Source organism: Actinacidiphila epipremni (assembly GCF_012034175.1).
In the GTDB taxonomy this organism is placed as follows: Bacteria; Actinomycetota; Actinomycetes; order Streptomycetales; family Streptomycetaceae; genus Actinacidiphila; species Actinacidiphila epipremni.
Genome location: NZ_JAATEJ010000025.1, coordinates 21,196 through 38,710, shown reverse-complemented (window position 1 = coordinate 38,710; position 17,515 = coordinate 21,196). Strand labels below are relative to the sequence as shown.

Below are 17,515 nucleotides of genomic sequence, written 5' to 3'. Positions count from 1 at the left end.
CCACCCGGGGCAAAAGCAGTTCCCGGGTGGGGCGCCGGTTAAACGTCTGACCTTCTGCGGATTCCTGTCACATGCCGCCGAGATCAGCGGGAGATCGGGTGGAGATCGGCCGGAGATCCGCTGGAGATCCGCTTCGGTACGGGAGGCTCAGCCGCCCGCGACCGCCGGAATGATCGACACGCTCGCGCCGTCGGGCACCGCGGTGGCGAGGCCCTCGGAAAAGCGGACATCGTCGTCGTTGACATACACGTTCACGAAACGCCGGAGCTTTCCGGAGTCGTCGAGAACCCGCGCGGAAATACCCGTGTGATTCTTTTCGAGCGACTCGATCACCTCGGCCAGGGTGCCGCCGTCGGCGGACACCTCGGCCTGGCCGCCGGTGTAGGTGCGCAGGATCGTGGGGATGCGGACGGAAGCACTCATGCGAGGCCAGCCTCTCGGAACGCGGCAAGGGTGGGAGAAATGGTCGCGGTCGGCCCGGTGGTCGGGGAGACGGCGTCCAGGGTCTTCAGGCCGTCGCCGGTGTTAAACACGACGGTCTCGGCGGCCGGGTCGAGCTGCCCGGTCTCGATGAGCTTGCGCAGCACACCGACGGTCACCCCGCCCGCGGTCTCGGCGAAGATGCCCTCGGTGCGGGCGAGCAGCTTGATGGCGTCCACGATCTGCTCGTCGGTGACGTCCTCGATCGCGCCGCCGGTGCGCCGGGCGATGTCCAGCACGTACGGGCCGTCTGCCGGGTTGCCGATCGCCAGCGACTTGGCGATGGTGTCCGGCTTGACCGGGCGCACCACGTCGTGCCCGGCCTTGAAGGCCGCCGAGACCGGGGAGCAGCCCTCGGCCTGGGCGCCGAAGATCTTGTACGGCTTGTCCTCGACCAGGCCGAGGGCGATCAGCTCCTTGAGCCCCTTGTCGATCTTGGTGAGCTGCGAGCCGGACGCGATCGGGATGACCAGGTTGTCCGGCAGCCGCCAGCCGAGCTGCTCGGCGATCTCGTAGGCCAGCGTCTTGGAGCCCTCGCCGTAGTACGGCCGCAGGTTGACGTTCACAAAGCCCCAGCCCTCGCCGGCCGGGTCGCCGATGAGCTCGGAGCAGAAGCGGTTGACGTCGTCGTACGTGCCCTTGATCGCGACCAGGTCGCCGCCGTAGACCGCGGCCATGACGACCTTGCCCTGCTCCAGGTCGTCGGGGATGAACACGCACGAGCGGAAGCCCGCACGGGCGGCGGCGGCGCCGACCGCGCCGGCCAGGTTGCCGGTCGAGGAGCAGGACAGCGTCGTGAGGCCGAAGGTGCGGGCGGCCTCCAGCGCGATCGCGACGACGCGGTCCTTGAAGGAGTGGGTGGGGTTGCCGGAGTCGTCCTTGATGTGCAGGCCACCGGTGATGCCCAGCTCGCGGGCCAGGTTGTCGGCCTTGACGAGCTTGGTCCAGCCGGGGTGCAGGTTCTGCTTGTCGGCCACGTCGGCCGGGACCGGAAGCAGCGGGGCGTAACGCCAGATGTTCGCCGGGCCGGCCTCGATCTGCTTGCGCAGGTGCTCCGGGTCGCCGAGCGGCAGGTCGTACGCCACTTCGAGCGGGCCGAAGCACTCCAGACACGCGAAGACCGGGGTCAGCGGATAGCGGGCGCCGCACTCCCGGCACGACAGCGCTGCTGCCGGTCCGAAGGCGTCCCCGTGCGGGTTCGCGGGGGAGGCGTCCTGGGGGGTGGTGGTGCCGGCGACGGTTTGCACAGCCATGATGGCGAGGCCCTTTCTCCTCATCTTCCCCACGGCGTACGTCGCCGCGAGCCGGAATTGGCACCTTCCCCACCTGACCTCGCGGTCGGCGGGAGGGTTGCCGGGGCTTCAACGGGCCGTTCCCTCTGCCCCTCTGGATGAGCGGTATGGCACCGGACGGCACGGCGGTCGGTGCGTTTGTCCCGCCGCGGGACCCCGGCATGCGGGGCGTGGCGGCGTTGTTCAAGACTGTAACCGACAGGGGTCGTAGGTGAGATAGCCGTCCGTACCGCGAGATGCGTCACACACGGGACACACGGGAGCGCACAACGTGCTGGAAGAGGTGGAGCGCTGGCTGGCCGCCCGGTCGTGGTCGGCGGACGAGCGACCGCTCGATCGGCTGCTGGCCGCCAAGCGGACGGCAGGTGCGGCGGGGACGGTCAGTGTGGTATTGCCCGCGCTGAACGAGGAGGCGACGGTCGGCGAGATCGTCGCGACGATCCGCCGCGACCTGATGGCGCCGGGCGCGGCGCTGGTGGACGAGCTGGTCGTCGTCGACTCCGGTTCGACCGACCGTACGGCGCAGGTCGCCGCGGCGGCGGGGGCGGTGGTGGTGCGGCGGGACGCGATCCTGCCGCGGGTGCCGGCGCTGCCCGGCAAGGGCGAGGTGCTGTGGCGGTCGCTGCTGGCCACCAGCGGCGAGATCGTCTGCTTCGTGGACGCCGACCTGCGGGAGTTCGACGCGCGCTTCGTGTCCGGGACCGTGGGGCCGCTGCTGACCGAGCCGGGCGTGCAGCTGGTCAAGGCGATGTACGACCGGCCGCTGGAGACCGGCGGCACGGTGCTGCCGGCCGGCGGCGGCCGGGTCACCGAGCTGGTCGCCCGCCCGCTGCTCAATCTGCACTGGCCGCGGCTGGCGGGTTTCGTGCAGCCGCTCGGCGGGGAGTACGCGGCCCGGCGCTCGCTGCTGGAGCAGCTGCCCTTCCCGGTCGGTTACGGCGTGGAGCTCGGCCTGCTGGTCGACGCGCTCGCCCTGGTCGGCCTGGACGCGCTCGGCCAGGTCGACGTCGGGGTGCGCCACCACCGCCACCAGCACGACGCGGCGCTCGGCCGGATGGCGGCGGCGATCTACCGCACGGCCCACACCCGCCTCGCCCGCGGCCAGCTGGTGCGCTCCCGGCTCACCCAGTACACCCGGGAGACCTCCGGCTTCGTCCCCTCGACCCACCCGGTCGACACCGAGGAGCGCCCCCCGATGCTGGCCGTCCCGGAGTACGTCCACCACCGCGCGGCCTGATCCCCGCAGGCACCCCTGGCGGGACCTCGCACGGGTGGCTCGCGAGGGTGGCTCGCGCGGCTGCCGGACGCGGGTGCCTCGCGCGGGGCGGGAGTGAGGTTTGGGGCGGGGTGTCGGAGGCAAGGCTCAGGGCGTGGATGGAGCAGCACGGGTACTTGTCGCGTCCAACCGCGGCCCGGTTTCGTACAGCGTCGGGGAGGACGGTGAGCTGCGCGGCAAGCGCGGCGGGGGCGGGGTCGTCTCGGGGCTGAGCGCCATCGAGGCGGACAGCTCCTCGCTGTGGGTGTGCGCCGCGCTGGGCGAGGGCGACCGGGAGGCGGTGCGCCGCGGGGTCGGCGAGCCGGGCTCGCGGATGCTCGCGATCGCGCCGGACGTCTTCCACGCCGCGTACAACGACATCGCGAACTCCGTGCTGTGGTTCGTGCACCACATGCTGTACCAGACGCCCCTCGAACCGGTCTTCGACGCCGGGTTCCGCGACCGGTGGGCGGCCTACGAGACCTACAACGCCGCCTTCGCCGACGCGCTCGCCGAGGAGGCCGCGCCCGGGGCCGCCGTCCTCGTGCAGGACTACCACCTGGTCCTGGTGCCCGCGCTGCTGCGCGAGCGGCGCCCGGACCTGAAAATCGGCCACTTCTCGCACACCCCGTGGGCCCCGCCGGACTACTTCCGGCTGCTGCCGGACGACACCGCGGTCGCCGTCCTGGAGGGGATACTCGGCGCCGACCGCGCCGCCTTCCTCACCCGGCGCTGGGCCGACTCCTTCGCCGCGTGCTGCGCGGACCTGCTGGGCGCGGAGGTCTCCGCGGACCGCCGCTCGGTGACGCACCGCGGGCGTACGACCAGGCTGGGCGTGCACGGCCTCGGCGCGGACGCGGACTTCCTGCGCGAGCGCGCGGGCCGCGACGACGTGGTGGAGCGGATGGCCGCGCTGCGGGCCGAGGCGGGCCCGGGCCGCAAGCTGGTGGTGCGGGTGGACCGCACGGAACTGTCGAAGAACATCGTGCGCGGCCTGCTGGCGTACCGCAGGCTGCTGGTGGAGCGGCCGGGCTGGCGCAGCCGGGTGGTGCACGTGGCGTTCGCGTACCCCTCGCGGCAGGATCTGGCGGTCTACCGCGACTACACCGCGGAGGTCTCCCGGGTCGCCGACGAGATCAACGCGGAGTTCGGCACCCCGGACTGGCAGCCGGTGCTGCTGAAGGTGGACGACGACTTCGCGCGCTCGCTGGCGGCCTACCGGCTCGCGGACGTGGCACTGGTCAACCCGATCAGGGACGGGATGAACCTGGTGGCCAAGGAGATGCCGGTGGTCTCCGACAACGGGGTCGCGCTGGTGCTGTCCCGGGAGGCGGGCGCGTACGCGGAGCTGGGCGAGGACGCGATCGTCGTCAACCCGTACGACGTCGAGGCGACGGCGGAGGCGCTGAACGAGGCGCTGACGCTGCCGGACGCCGAGCGGGCCGACCGTACGAAGCGGCTGGCCGCGGCGGCGACGGCGCTGCCGCCGACCCGGTGGTTCGTCGACCAGCTCACGGCGCTGGAGGAGCAGGCGTAGGGAGCGCGCGCAGCCCTGCCACGACCCCGGTCAAGCCCCCGCCGGCTCAGCTCCCGGTGATCGCGTCGGCCAGCGCGTCCAGCAGGGCCACCACGCCCTCGGGCCCGGCCACGACGAGGTCGGCCTGGCTCGTCAGCTCGTGCGGGGACTCCGCGGTGCCGGCGCTGGCCACCAGCAGCCCGGGCAGCCCGCCCTCGCGCAGCTCGCGGACGGCGGCGTAGGCGGCGAGGTCGCCGAGGTCGTCGCCGCCGTAGAGCACGCTCCCGGCGCCGACCTCCCGCAGGTACGCCGCCAGGGCCACGCCCTTGTCGACGCCCGGTGGCCGCAGCTCCAGGACGTAGCGGCCGGGCTCGACCATGAGGTCGTGCTGCGCGGCGAGTTCGGCCAGCGGCCCGCGCAGCGCCTCGAAGGCGGCGTCGGGGTCCTCGGTGCGGCGGGTGTGGACGGCGACGGCCCGGCCGCCCTTGTCCTCGATCCAGGTGCCCCGCCACGCCCCGTTGCGGTCGAGGAAGCCGGGCAGCTCGGCGCGCACCGCCTCGACGCCGGGATGCGCCCCGGCGCTGTGCACCTGCGCGGAGTGCGCGTCCCACCGCTCGGCCCCGTAGTGCCCGAGGACGACCAGGTGCTCCAGCTCCGGTACGCCGGCGAAGCCCCCGTACCGTACGGCGACGCCCGCGGGCCGGCCGGTCACGACGGCGACGGCGGCGACGTGCGGGGCGAGCCGGGTGAGCGCCGGGACGGCGCCGGGGTGGGCTCTGGCCTGCTCGGGGTCGGGGACTATGGGCGCGAGCGTGCCGTCGAAGTCCAGGGCGACGACCGCGCGGCGCGGTTCGGCGAGCAGGGCGGCGAGGGCTTCCTTGCCCTCACCCGTGGTCGGCGTCGGGATCTCGGCGTGGGCCATGCGCCCAACCTACCCCCGCCCCGGCCGCCTAACGCTCGCTTCTGCGCTGCTCGCGTGACGCGCGCAGCCGGTTGACGGTGACGGGGGCGTACGCGGCGGCGCGCGGGTCGTCCAGCAGCGCGTTCAGGAGCTGCAGATACGCCGTCGGGGACATCCCGAGGCGCTCGCGCACCGCGCGGTCCCGCGCGCCCGGGCCGGGCCACGACCGGGACGCGAGGTCCAGTACGGCCCGGTCGCGCGGGGACAGCTCCTGATCGCTCACGTAGGGGCTACTTCCCGGTCTGGGAGACCGCGAACCGCTGGAGGGAGTTGAGCACCTGGGCCGGGTCGCCGTGCACGGCCTTGCCGATGGTCTTCTTGACCTGGTCGGAGACCGGGCCCCAGGAGGTCTTGTTGACCGGGTAGAACACCGCGCGGGGCAGCTGCACCAGGAACTGCCGCATGTCGGCCTCCTTCGGGTCGGCCTGCATCTGGTCCAGGACCGAGGTGGTCACCGGCAGCAGGCCGTACTCGTCGAGGAACTTCCGGGAGTTCTGGGCGCTGTAGACGTAGCGCAGGAAGGCGCTGTCGGCGTCGAGGTGGTCGTCCTTCTGCTTGAAGGCCATCATCCAGTCGGCGACGCCGAGGGTGTCGTTGGCCGGGCCCTTCAGGCCGGGCAGCGGGGCGACACCGACGTCGATGTGCGCGGCCTTGGCCTGGGCGAGCAGCGTGGGGTGGCCGTTGAGCATGCCGACCTTGCCGGCCAGGAAGTCGGCGAAGACGTCCCGGCGGTTGGTGGTGGCGGGGTCGCCGGAGCCGGTCAGGCCCTTGCCGACGAGGTCGTTCTTGAGGAACTTGAAGGCGGTGACGTTCGCGGCGGAGTCGAAGGTGTAGTCGTTGACGGTGTCGGTGTAGCCGCCGCCGGCGCCGAGCATCCACATCAGCGTCTCGGCCTGCGCCTCCTCGGTGCCCAGCGGCAGCCCGTAGGGCTCCTTGACGCCGTCGGCCTTGAGCTTCCTGGCGTCCTTGGCCAGCTCGTCCCAGGTGGCGGGGGCCTTCTTGATGCCGGCGTTCGCGAAGAGCGTCTTGTTGTAGAAGAACAGCCGGGAGCTGGAGACCCACGGCAGCCCGTACTGCACCCGGTTGACGCTGCCGGCGGCGGCGAGCGAGGAGAGGAAGTCGGCCTGCTGGCTGATGGTGAACAGGTCGTCGGCGCTGTAGAGCAGGCCCTTGGCGGCGTAGTCGGCGTAGGAGCCGATCTGCGCGATGTCGGGGGCCTTGCCGGCCTTGACCATGGAGTCGACGGTGTCGTCGACGTGGTCCCAGTCGACGACCTGGACGTCCACCGTGATGTGCGGGTTGTCCTTCTCGAAGGCGTCGGCGACGGAGTCCCAGTAACCGGTGGAGCTGTTGCCGGTCTTGGCGTCGCCGTAGTCGGCGGCGACGACGTGCAGCGTGACGTCCTTGTCCTTGCTCAGCGGTGTGTGGCCGCTGCATCCGCTGAGGGCGGTCAGGGCCAGGGCCGTGCCTATGCCGGCCGCCGCGGCGCCGAGCCGGCGCCCGGGGCCGCGCCCGCGTCCGCGCCCGGGTTCCCCAAGTCTTCGCCGCTGCACGCGCATTCCGCTCATTACCGCTTTACCGCCTTCGAGGATGGATTGTCTGCGGAAGCGCAGAGTCTTCCCCACAGGTTCACCAAGGTCTACACCACTAACGGAATCCCGCATTCAGCGGGTGGCGCCAACGGTGCCCCGCAAACGCTCTGACCAGTACATACACCCGACCGGCCCGGCTACGAAAATTTTCGTCCCGGGAAGGGGGCCGCGACGCGACGGATCTTCTCCGCCGAGTGGACTAGACCTTTTGTGGGATCGCGCGCGAGACTGTCCTCCGTGAGACATGTCATCGCCCTCGATGTGGGCGGCACCGGGATGAAAGCCGCCCTGGTCGCAGCGGACGGGACGCTGCTGCACCAGGACCGCAGGGCCACCGGCAGGGAGCGCGGACCGGACGCCGTCGTCGCCGCGATCCTCGACTTCGCCGCCGACCTGCGCGACCACGGGGCCGCCGTGTACGGCGAGCCCGCGGTGGCCGCCGGGGTCGCCGTGCCCGGCATCATCGACGAGGCCGGCGGCGTCGCCGTCTACGCCGCCAACCTCGGCTGGACGGACGTGCCGCTGCGCGCCCTGCTGTCGGCGCGGCTCGGCGGGGTGCCCGTCGCGCTCGGGCACGACGTACGCAGCGGCGGGCTCGCCGAGGGCCGGATCGGCGCGGGCCGGGGCACCGACCGGTTCCTGTTCGTGGCGCTCGGCACCGGTATCGCCGGCGCGATCGGCATCGACGGCCGGATCGAGGCGGGCGCGCACGGCTACGCCGGCGAGATCGGCCATGTCGTCGTACGCCCCGAAGGACCCGAGTGCGGCTGCGGCCAGCGCGGCTGCATGGAGGCGCTGGCCTCGGCCGGCGCGGTCTCCCGGGCCTGGGCCGCGGCCGGCGGCGGCCCCGGCGCCGACGCGGCGGACTGCGCGCGGGCCGTCGAGGCCGGCGACCCGCGGGCCGCCGAGGTGTGGCGGGACGCGGTCGACGCGCTCGCCGCGGGGCTGGTCACCGGCTTCACCCTGCTCGACCCGCGGGTGCTGATCGTCGGCGGCGGGCTCGCCGAGGCCGGCGACACGCTCTTCGGCCCGCTGCGGGCCGCGGTCGAGTCCCGTATCACCTTCCAGAAACTCCCCCGAATCGCCCCCGCCGCCCTGGGGGACACCGCCGGGTGCCTGGGCGCGGGCCTGCTCGCCTGGGACCTACTCTCCGTGGAGGTAACTGCCTGATGGCCCCCGTAACGACAACGCAGCGCACGGTGCTGGCGGGTGCCCGAGTGGTGCTGCCCTCGGGTGTGGTGGACGGCGGACGCGTCACGGTCGAGGGCACGCGGATCGCCTCCGTGGGCCCGGCCCTGGGCGCGGACACGGTGTCCGGCAACGGCTCCGGGCCGCGGCCCGACGACGTCGTGGTCGACCTGGGCGCGGGGCACCTCGTCGTGCCCGGCTTCGTCGACATCCACAACCACGGCGGCGGCGGTGCGAGCTTCACCTCCGGGACGGCGGAGGACGTCCTCAAGGGCGTGCAGACGCACCGGGAGCACGGCACCACGACGCTGGTCGTCTCCACCGTGACCGAGAGCATGGACTTCCTGGTGCGGCGCGCCGGGATGCTCTCGGAGCTGGTCGAGCAGGGCGACATCGCCGGCATCCACTACGAGGGCCCGTTCATCTCCCCCTGCCGCAAGGGCGCGCACGACGAGAGCCTGCTGCGTGATCCCGACCCGGCGGATGTACGCACCCTCATCGACGCGGCGCGCGGCACCGCGAAGATGGTCACGCTCGCGGCGGAGCTGCCCGGCGGGATCGACTCGGTACGGCTGCTCGCCGAGCGCGGCGTCATCGCGGCGATCGGCCACACCGACGCGACGTACGAGCAGACGGTCGAGGCGATCGACGCGGGGGCGACCGTCGCGACGCACCTCTTCAACGCGATGCCGCCGCTGGCGCACCGGGCGCCGGGGCCGATCCCGGCGCTGCTGGAGGACGAGCGGGTCACGATCGAGCTGGTCAACGACGGTACGCACCTGCACCCGTCGGTGCTTGAGCTGGCGTTCGGCTCCGCCGGGGCGGACCGGGTCGCGTTCATCACCGACGCGATGGACGCGGCGGGCTTCGGCGACGGCATGTACGAGCTCGGCCCGCTGCGGGTCGAGGTCCGCGAGGGCGTCGCCCGCCTGGCCGACACCGGCACGATCGCCGGCTCCACGCTGACCCTCGACACCGCCTTCAAGCGCGCCGTGACCGTCGACCGCCTCTCCCTCCCCGACGCGGTCCGCGCGATCTCCACGACCCCGGCCCGCCTCATCGGCCTCGCCGACCGCACGGGTTCCCTGGAGCCCGGCAAAGACGCGGACCTCGTCGTCCTCACGCCAGACCTCACCGTCACCGCAGTCATGCGCCAGGGCACCTGGATCCTCCACCCTTAGCCTGCGGCTACGCCAGGGGGTGAGCTCGCGGCTGCGCCGCGGGGTGCTTTCGGCTGCGCCGCGGGGCGAGCTTTTCAGAGGCGCGGGGCTGCGCGTCTGCGTCGGACGCCAGCAAACCAGGGGCGCGGGGCTGTATTCGATCTGCGGCTGCCGCCGCGCGGGCGCGACCAGCCAGGGGCCGCGGCTTGCGCCGCGGGGTGCTTTTCAGGGGCGCGGGGCTGCGCGTCTGCGTCGGACGCCAGCAAACCAGGGGCGCGGGGCTGTGTTTGCTGTGCGGCTGCCGCCGCGTGGGCGTCCCGGCCGGGGGCTTGCGGCTGCGCCGCCGGGTATCCACCAGGGGCGCGGGGAACTGCGCGCGCAACCGGCCACCGGCCGGTGGTCCGGATCGAACCGAACAGCCCCTTTCGGACGGTGGCGACGTGCACGCCGGTCCATGGCTGGTCGCGCAGTTCCCCGCGCCCCTAAAAAGCTCACCCCGCGGCGCAGCCGTGCCCTCCGGCAGGTCGCGCCCACGCGGCGGCAGCCGCACACAAATACAGCCCCGCGCCCCTGAAAAGCACCCCGCGACGCAGCCGCAAACCCCCGCCGGTCGCGCCCACGCGGCGCCAGCCGCACAACAAACACAGCCCCGCGCCCCTGGATGCCACCATCCGGCGCAAACGCAGCCCCCGGGCGGGCGCGCCCACGCGGCGCCAGCCGCACAACAAACACAGCCCCGCGCCCCTGGATGCCACCGTCCGGCACAGACGCAGCCCCCGGCCGGGAGCGCCCACGCGGCGGCAGCCGCAGGGCAAATACAGCCCCGCGCCCCTGGATGTCACCGTCCGGCGCAAAGGCAGCGCCGGACTGGGGGCCCGCGCGGCGGCAGCCGCATGGCGAACGCGGGCTCGCGCCGCTGGGCTGCGGCGCAGCCGCGGGTTACTTTTTGACCTGGCCCTGCTTGAGCCAGACCTGGTCGAGGTTGACGCCGCCCTGGTCGGTCTGCTGGAAGCTGAGCGCCAGCGTATTCTCACCCTTCGTCAGGGTTACGTACGCGTACGTCGTGTTGTTCCACGCCTTCGACCAGTCCGTCGAGTGCCCGTAATTCTTCAGCTTCACCGGCGTCGTCCGCGTCTTCCCGTTCACCGCGAGCGACAGCGTCGCATCGTCCCCGGCGTTGCCGTAGTCGATGAAGAACGTGTACGTCCCGTCCTCCGGCACGCTCACCGTCCACGTCGCGCTCGCGCCCACCGCGTTCATGTGGTCGACGTACGTGCCGCCCGCCGCGTTCGCGCCGGGCCACTGCGTGCTGGGTGCCGCGCCGCCGGCGAGCTGGAGGGTGGAGGCGTCGACCTTGTCGGAGGCGAACTGCGTCGGCGTGTCCGAGGGCGTCGACTCGGTCGTGGGCGCGCTGCTCGCGCTCACCGGCGGAGCCGTCGGCTTGTCGTCGGCCTGGTTCTTGTCGCCGGAGCCGTTCATCATCGCCACCGCGATGACCACCGCCACGACCGCGACGACCGCGATCGCCGCGATCAGCAGCCCCTTGCGGTTGCCGCCCTCGCCGCCGCTGCCGCCGCCGTGCCCGGCGCCGCGGTGGCCGCCGTCACCGGGCTGGCCGCCGGGCCCGTACTGCGGCTGCTGGCCGGTGTACTGCGGCGGCCCGCCCACCAGCGGCTGCTGCCCGCGCCCGCCGTACGGCTGCTGCTGCGGCGGGTAGCCGTAGCCCCCCGGCTGCTGGGCCGGCTGCTGCTGGGGCGGCGGGTAGCCGTACCCGCCCTGCTGCTGGACCGGCGCCTGCTGCGGGCTGCGCCGCTCGCCGACCCGCTGCACCTGGTTGAACGCGTTACGGGGCGCGGCCGGCTGCTCGCTGCCGTCCTCGGACCGGTAGAGGTACCCGAACGGGTCGTCGTTCTCCGGCGTGCCGTCTTGTCCGGCCGTCATACCTGTCCACTCCCTCGTACTGCCTTACCGCACATCCGCCGCCACCTTCGCGGGCGCTCACGGCACTGTGGTATGCCGGAACCCTACCGGCCCGGCGGGGACCCGTGCCCAGCCCCGGGGGCGGGCCGACGCTCGGGGCCGGGCCCGCGAGCGGCCCGCGGCACGGGATTCCGGTGCTCCCGTAGGACGCGCCGCCGGGCGCGGAAGGTTCCAGGAAGGTGCCCGCTGTGACCAGCCCCACCCCCCGATGGCTGCCGTGGCGCACCGCGATGGAGCGCGCGCTGTACGGGCCCGGCGGGTTCTTCCTGCGCGAGCGGCCCGCCGGGCACTTCCGCACCTCCGTGCACGCCTCGCCCCGGTACGCGGGGGCCGTCGCCGAGCTGCTGTGCCGGGTAGACGCGGCGCTGGGCCGCCCGGCGGAGCTGGCGTTCGTCGACATGGCGGCGGGCGGCGGCGAGTTGTGCGCCGGCGTGCTGCCCGCGGTTCCTGCCGCCGTGGCGGCGCGGCTGCGCACGTACGCGGTCGAGCTGGCGCCGCGCCCGGCGGGGCTGGACCCGCGCGTCACCTGGGCGGCGGAGCCGCCGCGCGGGGTCCGCGGACTCCTTTTCGCCAACGAATGGCTCGACAATGTTCCGCTGGACGTCACCGAGGCCGGCGAGGACGGCGTCGTGCGGTACGTGGAGGTGCGGGCGGCGGACGGCGCGGAACGCCTCGGGCGCCCGGTGGAGGGCGCCGACGAGCGGTGGCTGCGCCGCTGGTGGCCGGCGGTCTTCGCCGGTGACGTGCCGGGCGCGCGGGCGGAGGTCGGCCGGCCCCGGGACGAGGCGTGGTCCGCGGCGGTGGGCACGCTCACCGCGGGGCTCGCGGTCGCCGCGGACTACGGCCACGTACGCGCCGCCCGCCCCCCGTACGGCACCCTCACGGGCTACCGCGACGGCCGCCAGGTCCCGCCTGTGCCCGACGGCTCCTGCGACCTGACGGCCCATGTCGCGGCGGACTCCCTGCCGGGCGCCCTGCTCGTCCCGCAGCGGGCCGCCCTCCCGGCGCTGGGCCTGACGGCGCCCCGCCCCCCGCTCGCCCTCGCCTCGACCGACCCGGCCGCTTACGTCCGCGCCCTCGCCGCGGCGAGCGAGGCGGCGTCCCTGACGGCCCCGGGCGGCCTGGGCGACTTCACGTGGGCGGTCACACCGGTGACCTCCGCCTGCGCGGAGCTCGCGGCGGCGCTGGGCGCGGCCTGAGCGGGCCCGCGGCTCACAAGCGCCGCCCGCGGCTCAGCCCAGCGCGGCCAGGACGCGCTGCTCGACCTCGGGGTCGAGGCCGAGCGGCGGGCGGTCGGGGCGCTGGTAGGGGCTGCCGCCGATGGACGTGAGCCACGCCCAGGTGTCGGCGACGGTCTGCGTGACGTCCCGGCAGCGCAGGCCGGCGCGCAGCGCCTTGCTCACGTCGCCGCGGTGCAGCGTGTCGTACAGCGGGCCCGGCGGCAGCCACACCGGCAGGTCCGTCCAGGGCTCGATGCCGGCGGCGGTGACGGTCTCCGGGTCGGCCCACACGAATTCGGCGGCGCCGCCGGTCACCGCGGCGCACGCCTCCAGCAGGGAGCGCATCGTGGCGTGGCCGGTCTCGCTGACGATGTTGTACGGGCCGCCGAGGCCTGCCGCCAGGGCGTCCAGCGTCCAGGCGGCGAGATCGCGGACGTCCACGTACTGGATCGGCAGGTCGCGCGGCCCCGGCGCGAGCACGCGCCCGCCGCGCGCGACGCGGTTCAGCCACCACGGCAGCCGGCCGATGTCCTCGTACGGCCCGAGGATCAGCCCGGCCCGCACCAGCAGCGCGGCGTCCCCGAACGCCTCGGTCGCGGCGAGCTCGCCGCCCCGCTTGACCGCGGCGTAGTCCCCGTCGCCGCCCTCGACGACGGGCGCGGACTCGTCCATCCCGGCGCCCGTCGGATACGCGTACACCGACCGGCTCGACACATACCCGTACCCCCCGGCCCGCCCCTTGAGCGCCCCGGCCGCCCGCTCCACCGCCCCCGGCGCCCCCGACCACGTGTCGACGACGACATCCCACTCCCCGCGCCCCAGCCCCGCGAGGTCCCCTTCCCTGTCCCCGACCACACTCCGCGCGACCCCCTCCGGCACGGCCCCCCGCTTCCCCCGGTGGAACACGGTGACCTCCCACCCCCGCGCCACGGCCTCCTCCACCACGGCCCGCCCCACGAACCCCGTCCCACCCAGCATCAGCACACTCGTCATACCCCCCACCCTCCCCCGTTCCGCCCCCGCCGGCTCCCCCTCCCAGCCCAGCCCACAGCGAACACGCGGGCTTCACCCGCGAGGGCAGGCAGACCGGGGGCGCGGGGAACTGCGCGACCGGCCACGGACAAGGGACGATCCCGCGAGGGCGGGACGGGGCAGCCCGGAGGGTGCCGGGGCGGGCCTGAGAGGATATGCGCATGACGGAGACCACGGTCGGGGTCGGCGGCGCAGCCGAGGGTACGGACATGGTGCTGAACATCGGCCCCCAGCACCCCTCCACGCACGGAGTGCTACGGCTGCGGCTCGTGCTGGACGGCGAGCGGATCCGGTCCGCCGAGCCGATCGTCGGCTATATGCACCGCGGCGCGGAAAAGCTCTTCGAGGCCCGCGACTACCGCCAGATCATCATGCTGGCCAACCGCCACGACTGGCTCTCCGCCTTCTCCAACGAACTCGGCGTCGTCCTCGCCGTCGAGCGCATGCTCGGCATGGAGGTCCCGGAGCGCGCGGTGTGGACCCGCACCCTGCTCGCCGAGCTCAACCGCGTGCTGAACCACCTGATGTTCCTCGGCTCGTACCCCCTGGAGCTGGGCGGCATCACCCCCATCTTCTACGCGTTCACCGAGCGCGAGGAGCTGCAGCACGTCATGGAGGAGGTCTCCGGCGGCCGGATGCACTACATGTTCAACCGGGTCGGCGGCCTGAAGGAGGACCTGCCGAACGGCTGGACGGGCCGGGCCCGGGCCGCGGTCGCGGGCGTACGGGCCCGCATGGGCCGGATCGACGACCTCGTCCTCGGCAACGAGATCTTCCGCGGGCGCACCCGCGGCGTCGGCGTGCTCTCCCGCCAGGACGTGCACGCCTTCGGGGTGAGCGGCCCGATCGCCCGCGCCTCCGGCGTGGACTTCGACCTGCGGCGCGACGAGCCGTACCTGGCGTACGGCGAGTTGAGCGACGAGCTGCGGGTCGTGACCCGCGGCGAGGGCGACTGCCTGGCCCGCTTCGAGGTGCTGCTGGAGCAGACGCATGTCGCCCTGGACCTGGCCGACGCGTGCCTGGACCGGCTCGCGGAGCTGCCGCCCGGCCCGGTCAACCAGCGGCTGCCGAAGGTGCTCAAGGCCCCGGAGGGCCACACGTACGCCTGGACGGAGAACCCGCTCGGCCTCAACGGCTACTACCTGGTCTCCAAGGGCGAGAAGACGCCGTACCGGCTGAAGCTGCGCTCCGCGTCGTTCAACAACATCCAGGCCCTGACGGTGCTGCTGCCCGGCACGCTCGTCGCGGACATGGTGGCGATCCTGGGCTCGATGTTCTTCGTCGTCGGCGACGTCGACAAGTAGGCCCGCCGGCTCGCGCGGCCCCCGCCGCCCGGAAGCGCGCAGGGGCGGCAAGGGCGACGCCTACGCCTGGGCCCGCAGCCCCGACATGTCCAGCTGCTCCGTCTCGTCGTGCGCCGTCAGGTCGATGACCTCCGGGTCCCCGGCCTGCGTGTGCTCCTCCGCCGCGAGCGCGGGCTCCACGACGGCCTCCCCGGCCGCCCCCTCGACCTCGACGACCTCCTCGGCCCCTTCGACCTGCGCAGCCTCCGCCGCCGGCGGCAGCGCCTTCTGCGTACCGAAGAAGTCGAACCCCCCGACCGCCCGCTGCGCCCCCGTCGACGAGGACGGCTGCGCATACGGCAGCACCGCCGCAGCCGCCGGGACGAGCCGGTGCTCGCGGGGCGCGGGCCCGCCCGCGGCAGGGGCGGTGCGCGCGTGCGACTCGGCGGTGTGCCGGCCCTGCGGCTCCTCCTCGACGTGCGCCGCGGCCTCCCGGCGGCGGGCCGCCTCGACGGTGGCCTGCGCCTGCTGGCGCGCGGCGTTGCGGGCCAGCTCGCGCAGCGCCTGCTCGGCCTTGAGGAAGGCGGCGGGCCCGACCGGCGAGGTCCCGGTGGTCAGGGCGAGCTGCTGCTGCGGGGTGTCGCCGACCTTGAGCTGGCGGATCTGCCCCAGCGCCCGCGCCCGCTCGGCCTCGGCGGTGGCGTACCGCCGCAGCAGGTCGGCGTGCTCGGTGCGCAGCCGGGCCAGCTCCGAGCGCTTGCCGCGCAGCTTCTTCTCCAGCCGGCCGCGGATCTCCCGCGACTCCTCCAGGTCCGACTCCAGCTCGGCGACCCGCTCCTCCGTGCGCCACTCCTCGCGTACCTGCGCGGCCTCCAGCTCGGCGACCCGGCGGCCGGCGGACCGGTCCCAGGTGCGGGCGAGGACGGCGCCGGCCAGCGCGGTGAGGGCGGTCGCGGCGGTGACGATCCGTATCGCGCCCGTATCCGTGGTGAAGAGCGAGGCGGCGGCGAGCACCACCGCGGTTCCGGTGACGGTCAGCGGCGGCAGCATCCGGTGCAGCGGCTGGGAATGGCGGTGTCGTCCACGGGGCATGGCCAGAAATTTAGCGTGCGGGACGCGTCCGTGGGGCAGCGGGTCGCACTTTTTCCGCGCGATTCCGGCACGGAATGCCGGGCGAATACGACGGGCATTCCCCGCCGCCCGTTTTATCCCTTTTGCCATACGGTCATGCCCCCGCCGCGGCACCCTCGCGGCCTTTCCCGCCCCCGCTTTTTGATCTTGACCTCCCACGTCAAGATCAAAAAGCGCCTTCCGCAAAGGTATTCACCGCCCCGAACACTTAATCGGCTATCGTCCCCGCCGGCCGGCTCGGCGTCCCGTCCGGCGCCGTCACCGGCAGCCCCGCCGCCCGCCACGCCTGGAACCCGCCGGCCAGGTCCGTCACCGCCGTGAGCCCCAGCGTCCGCAGCGAGGCGACGGCGAGCGTGGAGGCGTACCCCTCGTTGCAGATGACCACGACCGGCAGCGCGTACGAGACGGCCTGCGGCAGCCGGTGCGAACCGGCGGGATCCAGCCGCCATTCCAGCTCGTTGCGCTCGACTATCGCCGCGCCCGGGATCGTGCCGTCGCGGTCGCGCAGGGCGCTGTAGCGGATGTCGACCAGCAGCGCGCCGTCGCGGGCGGCCTGCGCCGCCTCCTGCGGCCCGAGCCGGCGGTAGGTGGCCCGCAGCGCGGCGAGGTGGCCGTCGAGGGAAGGCGCCGCCATCACCATTCCTCGGGGCGCTCGACCAGCTCCAGGCGGAAGGTGCTGCCCTTGCGGCTGTAGCGGCGGATGAGCGGCAGCGGCGGGTAGTAGGCGTGCACGGAGACCGCGTGCGTGCTCGGGGAGCGGTTCTCGACCTGGTGCACATGGTGCCGGCCGAACGCCCGCCCCTTGCCCTCGGGCAGCACGCGGCTGCGGTCGAGGCCCTCGGCCAGCTCCAGCGACCGCCAGCCCTCGGAGGGCAGCGCCACCGCCAGTGACTGCTCGGTCAGTTCACCCGCGGCGGTGACGAACACCCCGTACGAGCCCCCGTGGTCGTGCCAGCCGGTCTCGGCGCCGGGCGGCCACCCGATGAGCCACGCCTCGGCCCCGCCGGGGCCCTCCAGCCGCACCCAGGTGCGCCCTTCGGGGTCCAGCGGCAGATTGCGTACGAGGTCGGTGTCCGCGGCGGTGCGCCGCGCGAAGTCCAGCAGCTCGGCGGCGGTGGGAGCAGTGGGAGCGGGGGCAGGAGCAGAGGCAGTGTCGGTCTGCGGCCGGCGTGGGGTGAGCACGGGATAACCACCCTTGGGGTGCGAAGGTGAACGGCGGGCCCTCAGGGCGCGCTGGGCGACGACGCGCTCAGCGCGCGGCCGTACACACGCAACCGGCGTACCGGAGCAGGTCCAGGTGGACCCTCCGGTAAAGGCGCGTTGCGTGGGCGTTCACATCGCGAGGTAACCATGCCCTTACCCCCGCGGTCAACCGGGCTGATCCAACGGCGGGTCCAGCGGCTGATCCAACGGCTGATCCAGCGG

16 protein-coding genes and 1 riboswitch are annotated in these 17,515 nt (G+C 73.8%); of the genes, 6 read left to right on the top strand and 10 right to left on the bottom strand.

The genetic code is table 11. From position 1 onward, the window contains the following. Positions 1-147: 147 nt before the first annotated feature. Complete coding sequence (locus tag HCN08_RS26265; RefSeq protein WP_167985734.1) at positions 148-423, bottom strand: MoaD/ThiS family protein; 276 nt, start codon at positions 421-423, stop codon at positions 148-150. Next, positions 420-1,733: a threonine synthase gene (thrC, locus tag HCN08_RS26260; protein ID WP_240970466.1), complete on the bottom strand. Its 1,314-nt coding sequence runs from the start codon at positions 1,731-1,733 to the stop codon at positions 420-422. Before thrC ends, HCN08_RS26265 begins: the two co-directional genes overlap by 4 nt. A 17-nt stretch (positions 1,734-1,750) precedes the next feature. Beyond that, positions 1,751-1,877: riboswitch (SAM riboswitch) on the bottom strand. A 166-nt stretch (positions 1,878-2,043) separates the two neighbouring features. Between thrC and HCN08_RS26255 the strand changes: the two genes are divergently transcribed. Further along, on the top strand, positions 2,044-3,009 hold the full coding sequence (locus HCN08_RS26255) for a glucosyl-3-phosphoglycerate synthase (RefSeq protein ID WP_167985732.1): 966 nt from the start codon (positions 2,044-2,046) through the stop codon (positions 3,007-3,009). A 133-nt stretch (positions 3,010-3,142) separates the two neighbouring features. Continuing rightward, complete coding sequence (locus HCN08_RS26250) at positions 3,143-4,564, top strand: alpha,alpha-trehalose-phosphate synthase (UDP-forming) (RefSeq protein ID WP_167985731.1); 1,422 nt, start codon at positions 3,143-3,145, stop codon at positions 4,562-4,564. Between the two features lie 46 nt (positions 4,565-4,610). On the opposite strand, the gene otsB is transcribed toward HCN08_RS26250, so the two are convergent. From otsB to HCN08_RS26235, 3 genes are read right to left on the bottom strand one after another with little or no spacing between them, the layout of a single operon-like run. Next, positions 4,611-5,465, bottom strand: coding sequence for a trehalose-phosphatase (gene otsB / locus HCN08_RS26245; RefSeq protein WP_167985730.1), 855 nt, complete (start codon positions 5,463-5,465; stop codon positions 4,611-4,613). A 28-nt stretch (positions 5,466-5,493) separates the two neighbouring features. Further along, positions 5,494-5,727, bottom strand: coding sequence for a DUF3263 domain-containing protein (locus tag HCN08_RS26240; RefSeq protein ID WP_167985729.1), 234 nt, complete (start codon positions 5,725-5,727; stop codon positions 5,494-5,496). 7 nt (positions 5,728-5,734) lie between these two features. Beyond that, the gene (locus tag HCN08_RS26235; protein WP_322974680.1) at positions 5,735-7,072 is read right to left on the bottom strand and encodes an extracellular solute-binding protein; all 1,338 of its coding nucleotides are present in this window, start codon (positions 7,070-7,072) and stop codon (positions 5,735-5,737) included. Between the two features lie 261 nt (positions 7,073-7,333). Between HCN08_RS26235 and HCN08_RS26230 the strand changes: the two genes are divergently transcribed. Next, positions 7,334-8,266 (top strand): ROK family protein, encoded by a 933-nt coding sequence (locus HCN08_RS26230; RefSeq protein ID WP_167985728.1) that lies wholly within the window; start codon positions 7,334-7,336, stop codon positions 8,264-8,266. Then, a complete protein-coding gene (gene nagA / locus HCN08_RS26225) occupies positions 8,266-9,465 on the top strand; it encodes an N-acetylglucosamine-6-phosphate deacetylase (RefSeq protein WP_167985727.1) in 1,200 nt (399 codons plus the stop codon). Before HCN08_RS26230 ends, nagA begins: the two co-directional genes overlap by 1 nt. A gap of 918 nt (positions 9,466-10,383) precedes the next feature. On the opposite strand, the gene HCN08_RS26220 is transcribed toward nagA, so the two are convergent. Then, complete coding sequence (locus HCN08_RS26220; RefSeq protein WP_167985726.1) at positions 10,384-11,385, bottom strand: carbohydrate-binding protein; 1,002 nt, start codon at positions 11,383-11,385, stop codon at positions 10,384-10,386. 269 nt (positions 11,386-11,654) lie between these two features. Between HCN08_RS26220 and HCN08_RS26215 the strand changes: the two genes are divergently transcribed. After that, positions 11,655-12,623 (top strand): SAM-dependent methyltransferase, encoded by a 969-nt coding sequence (locus tag HCN08_RS26215; RefSeq protein WP_167985815.1) that lies wholly within the window; start codon positions 11,655-11,657, stop codon positions 12,621-12,623. A gap of 33 nt (positions 12,624-12,656) precedes the next feature. On the opposite strand, the gene HCN08_RS26210 is transcribed toward HCN08_RS26215, so the two are convergent. After that, positions 12,657-13,637, bottom strand: a complete 981-nt coding sequence (locus tag HCN08_RS26210) for a Rossmann-fold NAD(P)-binding domain-containing protein (RefSeq protein WP_167985725.1) — start codon at positions 13,635-13,637, stop codon at positions 12,657-12,659. 200 nt (positions 13,638-13,837) lie between these two features. Here HCN08_RS26210 and HCN08_RS26205 point away from each other — a divergent pair, with 200 nt between their 5' ends. Further along, on the top strand, positions 13,838-14,980 hold the full coding sequence (locus HCN08_RS26205) for an NADH-quinone oxidoreductase subunit D (RefSeq protein ID WP_167985724.1): 1,143 nt from the start codon (positions 13,838-13,840) through the stop codon (positions 14,978-14,980). A 60-nt stretch (positions 14,981-15,040) separates the two neighbouring features. Here HCN08_RS26205 and HCN08_RS26200 read toward each other — a convergent pair whose 3' ends face one another. From HCN08_RS26200 to HCN08_RS26190, 3 genes are all read right to left on the bottom strand, one after another. Further along, a complete protein-coding gene (locus HCN08_RS26200) occupies positions 15,041-16,051 on the bottom strand; it encodes a hypothetical protein (protein ID WP_167985723.1) in 1,011 nt (336 codons plus the stop codon). Positions 16,052-16,298: 247 nt separating this feature from the next. Next, positions 16,299-16,724 (bottom strand): rhodanese-like domain-containing protein, encoded by a 426-nt coding sequence (locus tag HCN08_RS26195; protein ID WP_167985722.1) that lies wholly within the window; start codon positions 16,722-16,724, stop codon positions 16,299-16,301. Beyond that, positions 16,724-17,272, bottom strand: a complete 549-nt coding sequence (locus HCN08_RS26190) for a cupin domain-containing protein (RefSeq protein ID WP_167985721.1) — start codon at positions 17,270-17,272, stop codon at positions 16,724-16,726. Before HCN08_RS26190 ends, HCN08_RS26195 begins: the two co-directional genes overlap by 1 nt. Between the last annotated feature and the right edge of the window lie 243 nt (positions 17,273-17,515).

Bases quoted from the DNA above. Each gene is read 5' to 3' on its own strand.
- HCN08_RS26265 (WP_167985734.1), bottom strand. From the start codon at position 423: ATGAGTGCTTCCGTCCGCATCCCCACGATCCTGCGCACCTACACCGGC.
- thrC (WP_240970466.1), bottom strand. From the start codon at position 1,733: ATGGCTGTGCAAACCGTCGCCGGCACCACCACCCCCCAGGACGCCTCC.
- otsB (WP_167985730.1), bottom strand. From the start codon at position 5,465: ATGGCCCACGCCGAGATCCCGACGCCGACCACGGGTGAGGGCAAGGAA.
- HCN08_RS26235 (WP_322974680.1), bottom strand. From the start codon at position 7,072: ATGAGCGGAATGCGCGTGCAGCGGCGAAGACTTGGGGAACCCGGGCGC.
- nagA (WP_167985727.1), top strand. From the start codon at position 8,266: ATGGCCCCCGTAACGACAACGCAGCGCACGGTGCTGGCGGGTGCCCGA.
- HCN08_RS26220 (WP_167985726.1), bottom strand. From the start codon at position 11,385: ATGACGGCCGGACAAGACGGCACGCCGGAGAACGACGACCCGTTCGGG.
- HCN08_RS26215 (WP_167985815.1), top strand. From the start codon at position 11,655: ATGGAGCGCGCGCTGTACGGGCCCGGCGGGTTCTTCCTGCGCGAGCGG.
- HCN08_RS26210 (WP_167985725.1), bottom strand. From the start codon at position 13,637: ATGACGAGTGTGCTGATGCTGGGTGGGACGGGGTTCGTGGGGCGGGCC.
- HCN08_RS26205 (WP_167985724.1), top strand. From the start codon at position 13,838: ATGACGGAGACCACGGTCGGGGTCGGCGGCGCAGCCGAGGGTACGGAC.
- HCN08_RS26200 (WP_167985723.1), bottom strand. From the start codon at position 16,051: ATGCCCCGTGGACGACACCGCCATTCCCAGCCGCTGCACCGGATGCTG.
- HCN08_RS26195 (WP_167985722.1), bottom strand. From the start codon at position 16,724: ATGGCGGCGCCTTCCCTCGACGGCCACCTCGCCGCGCTGCGGGCCACC.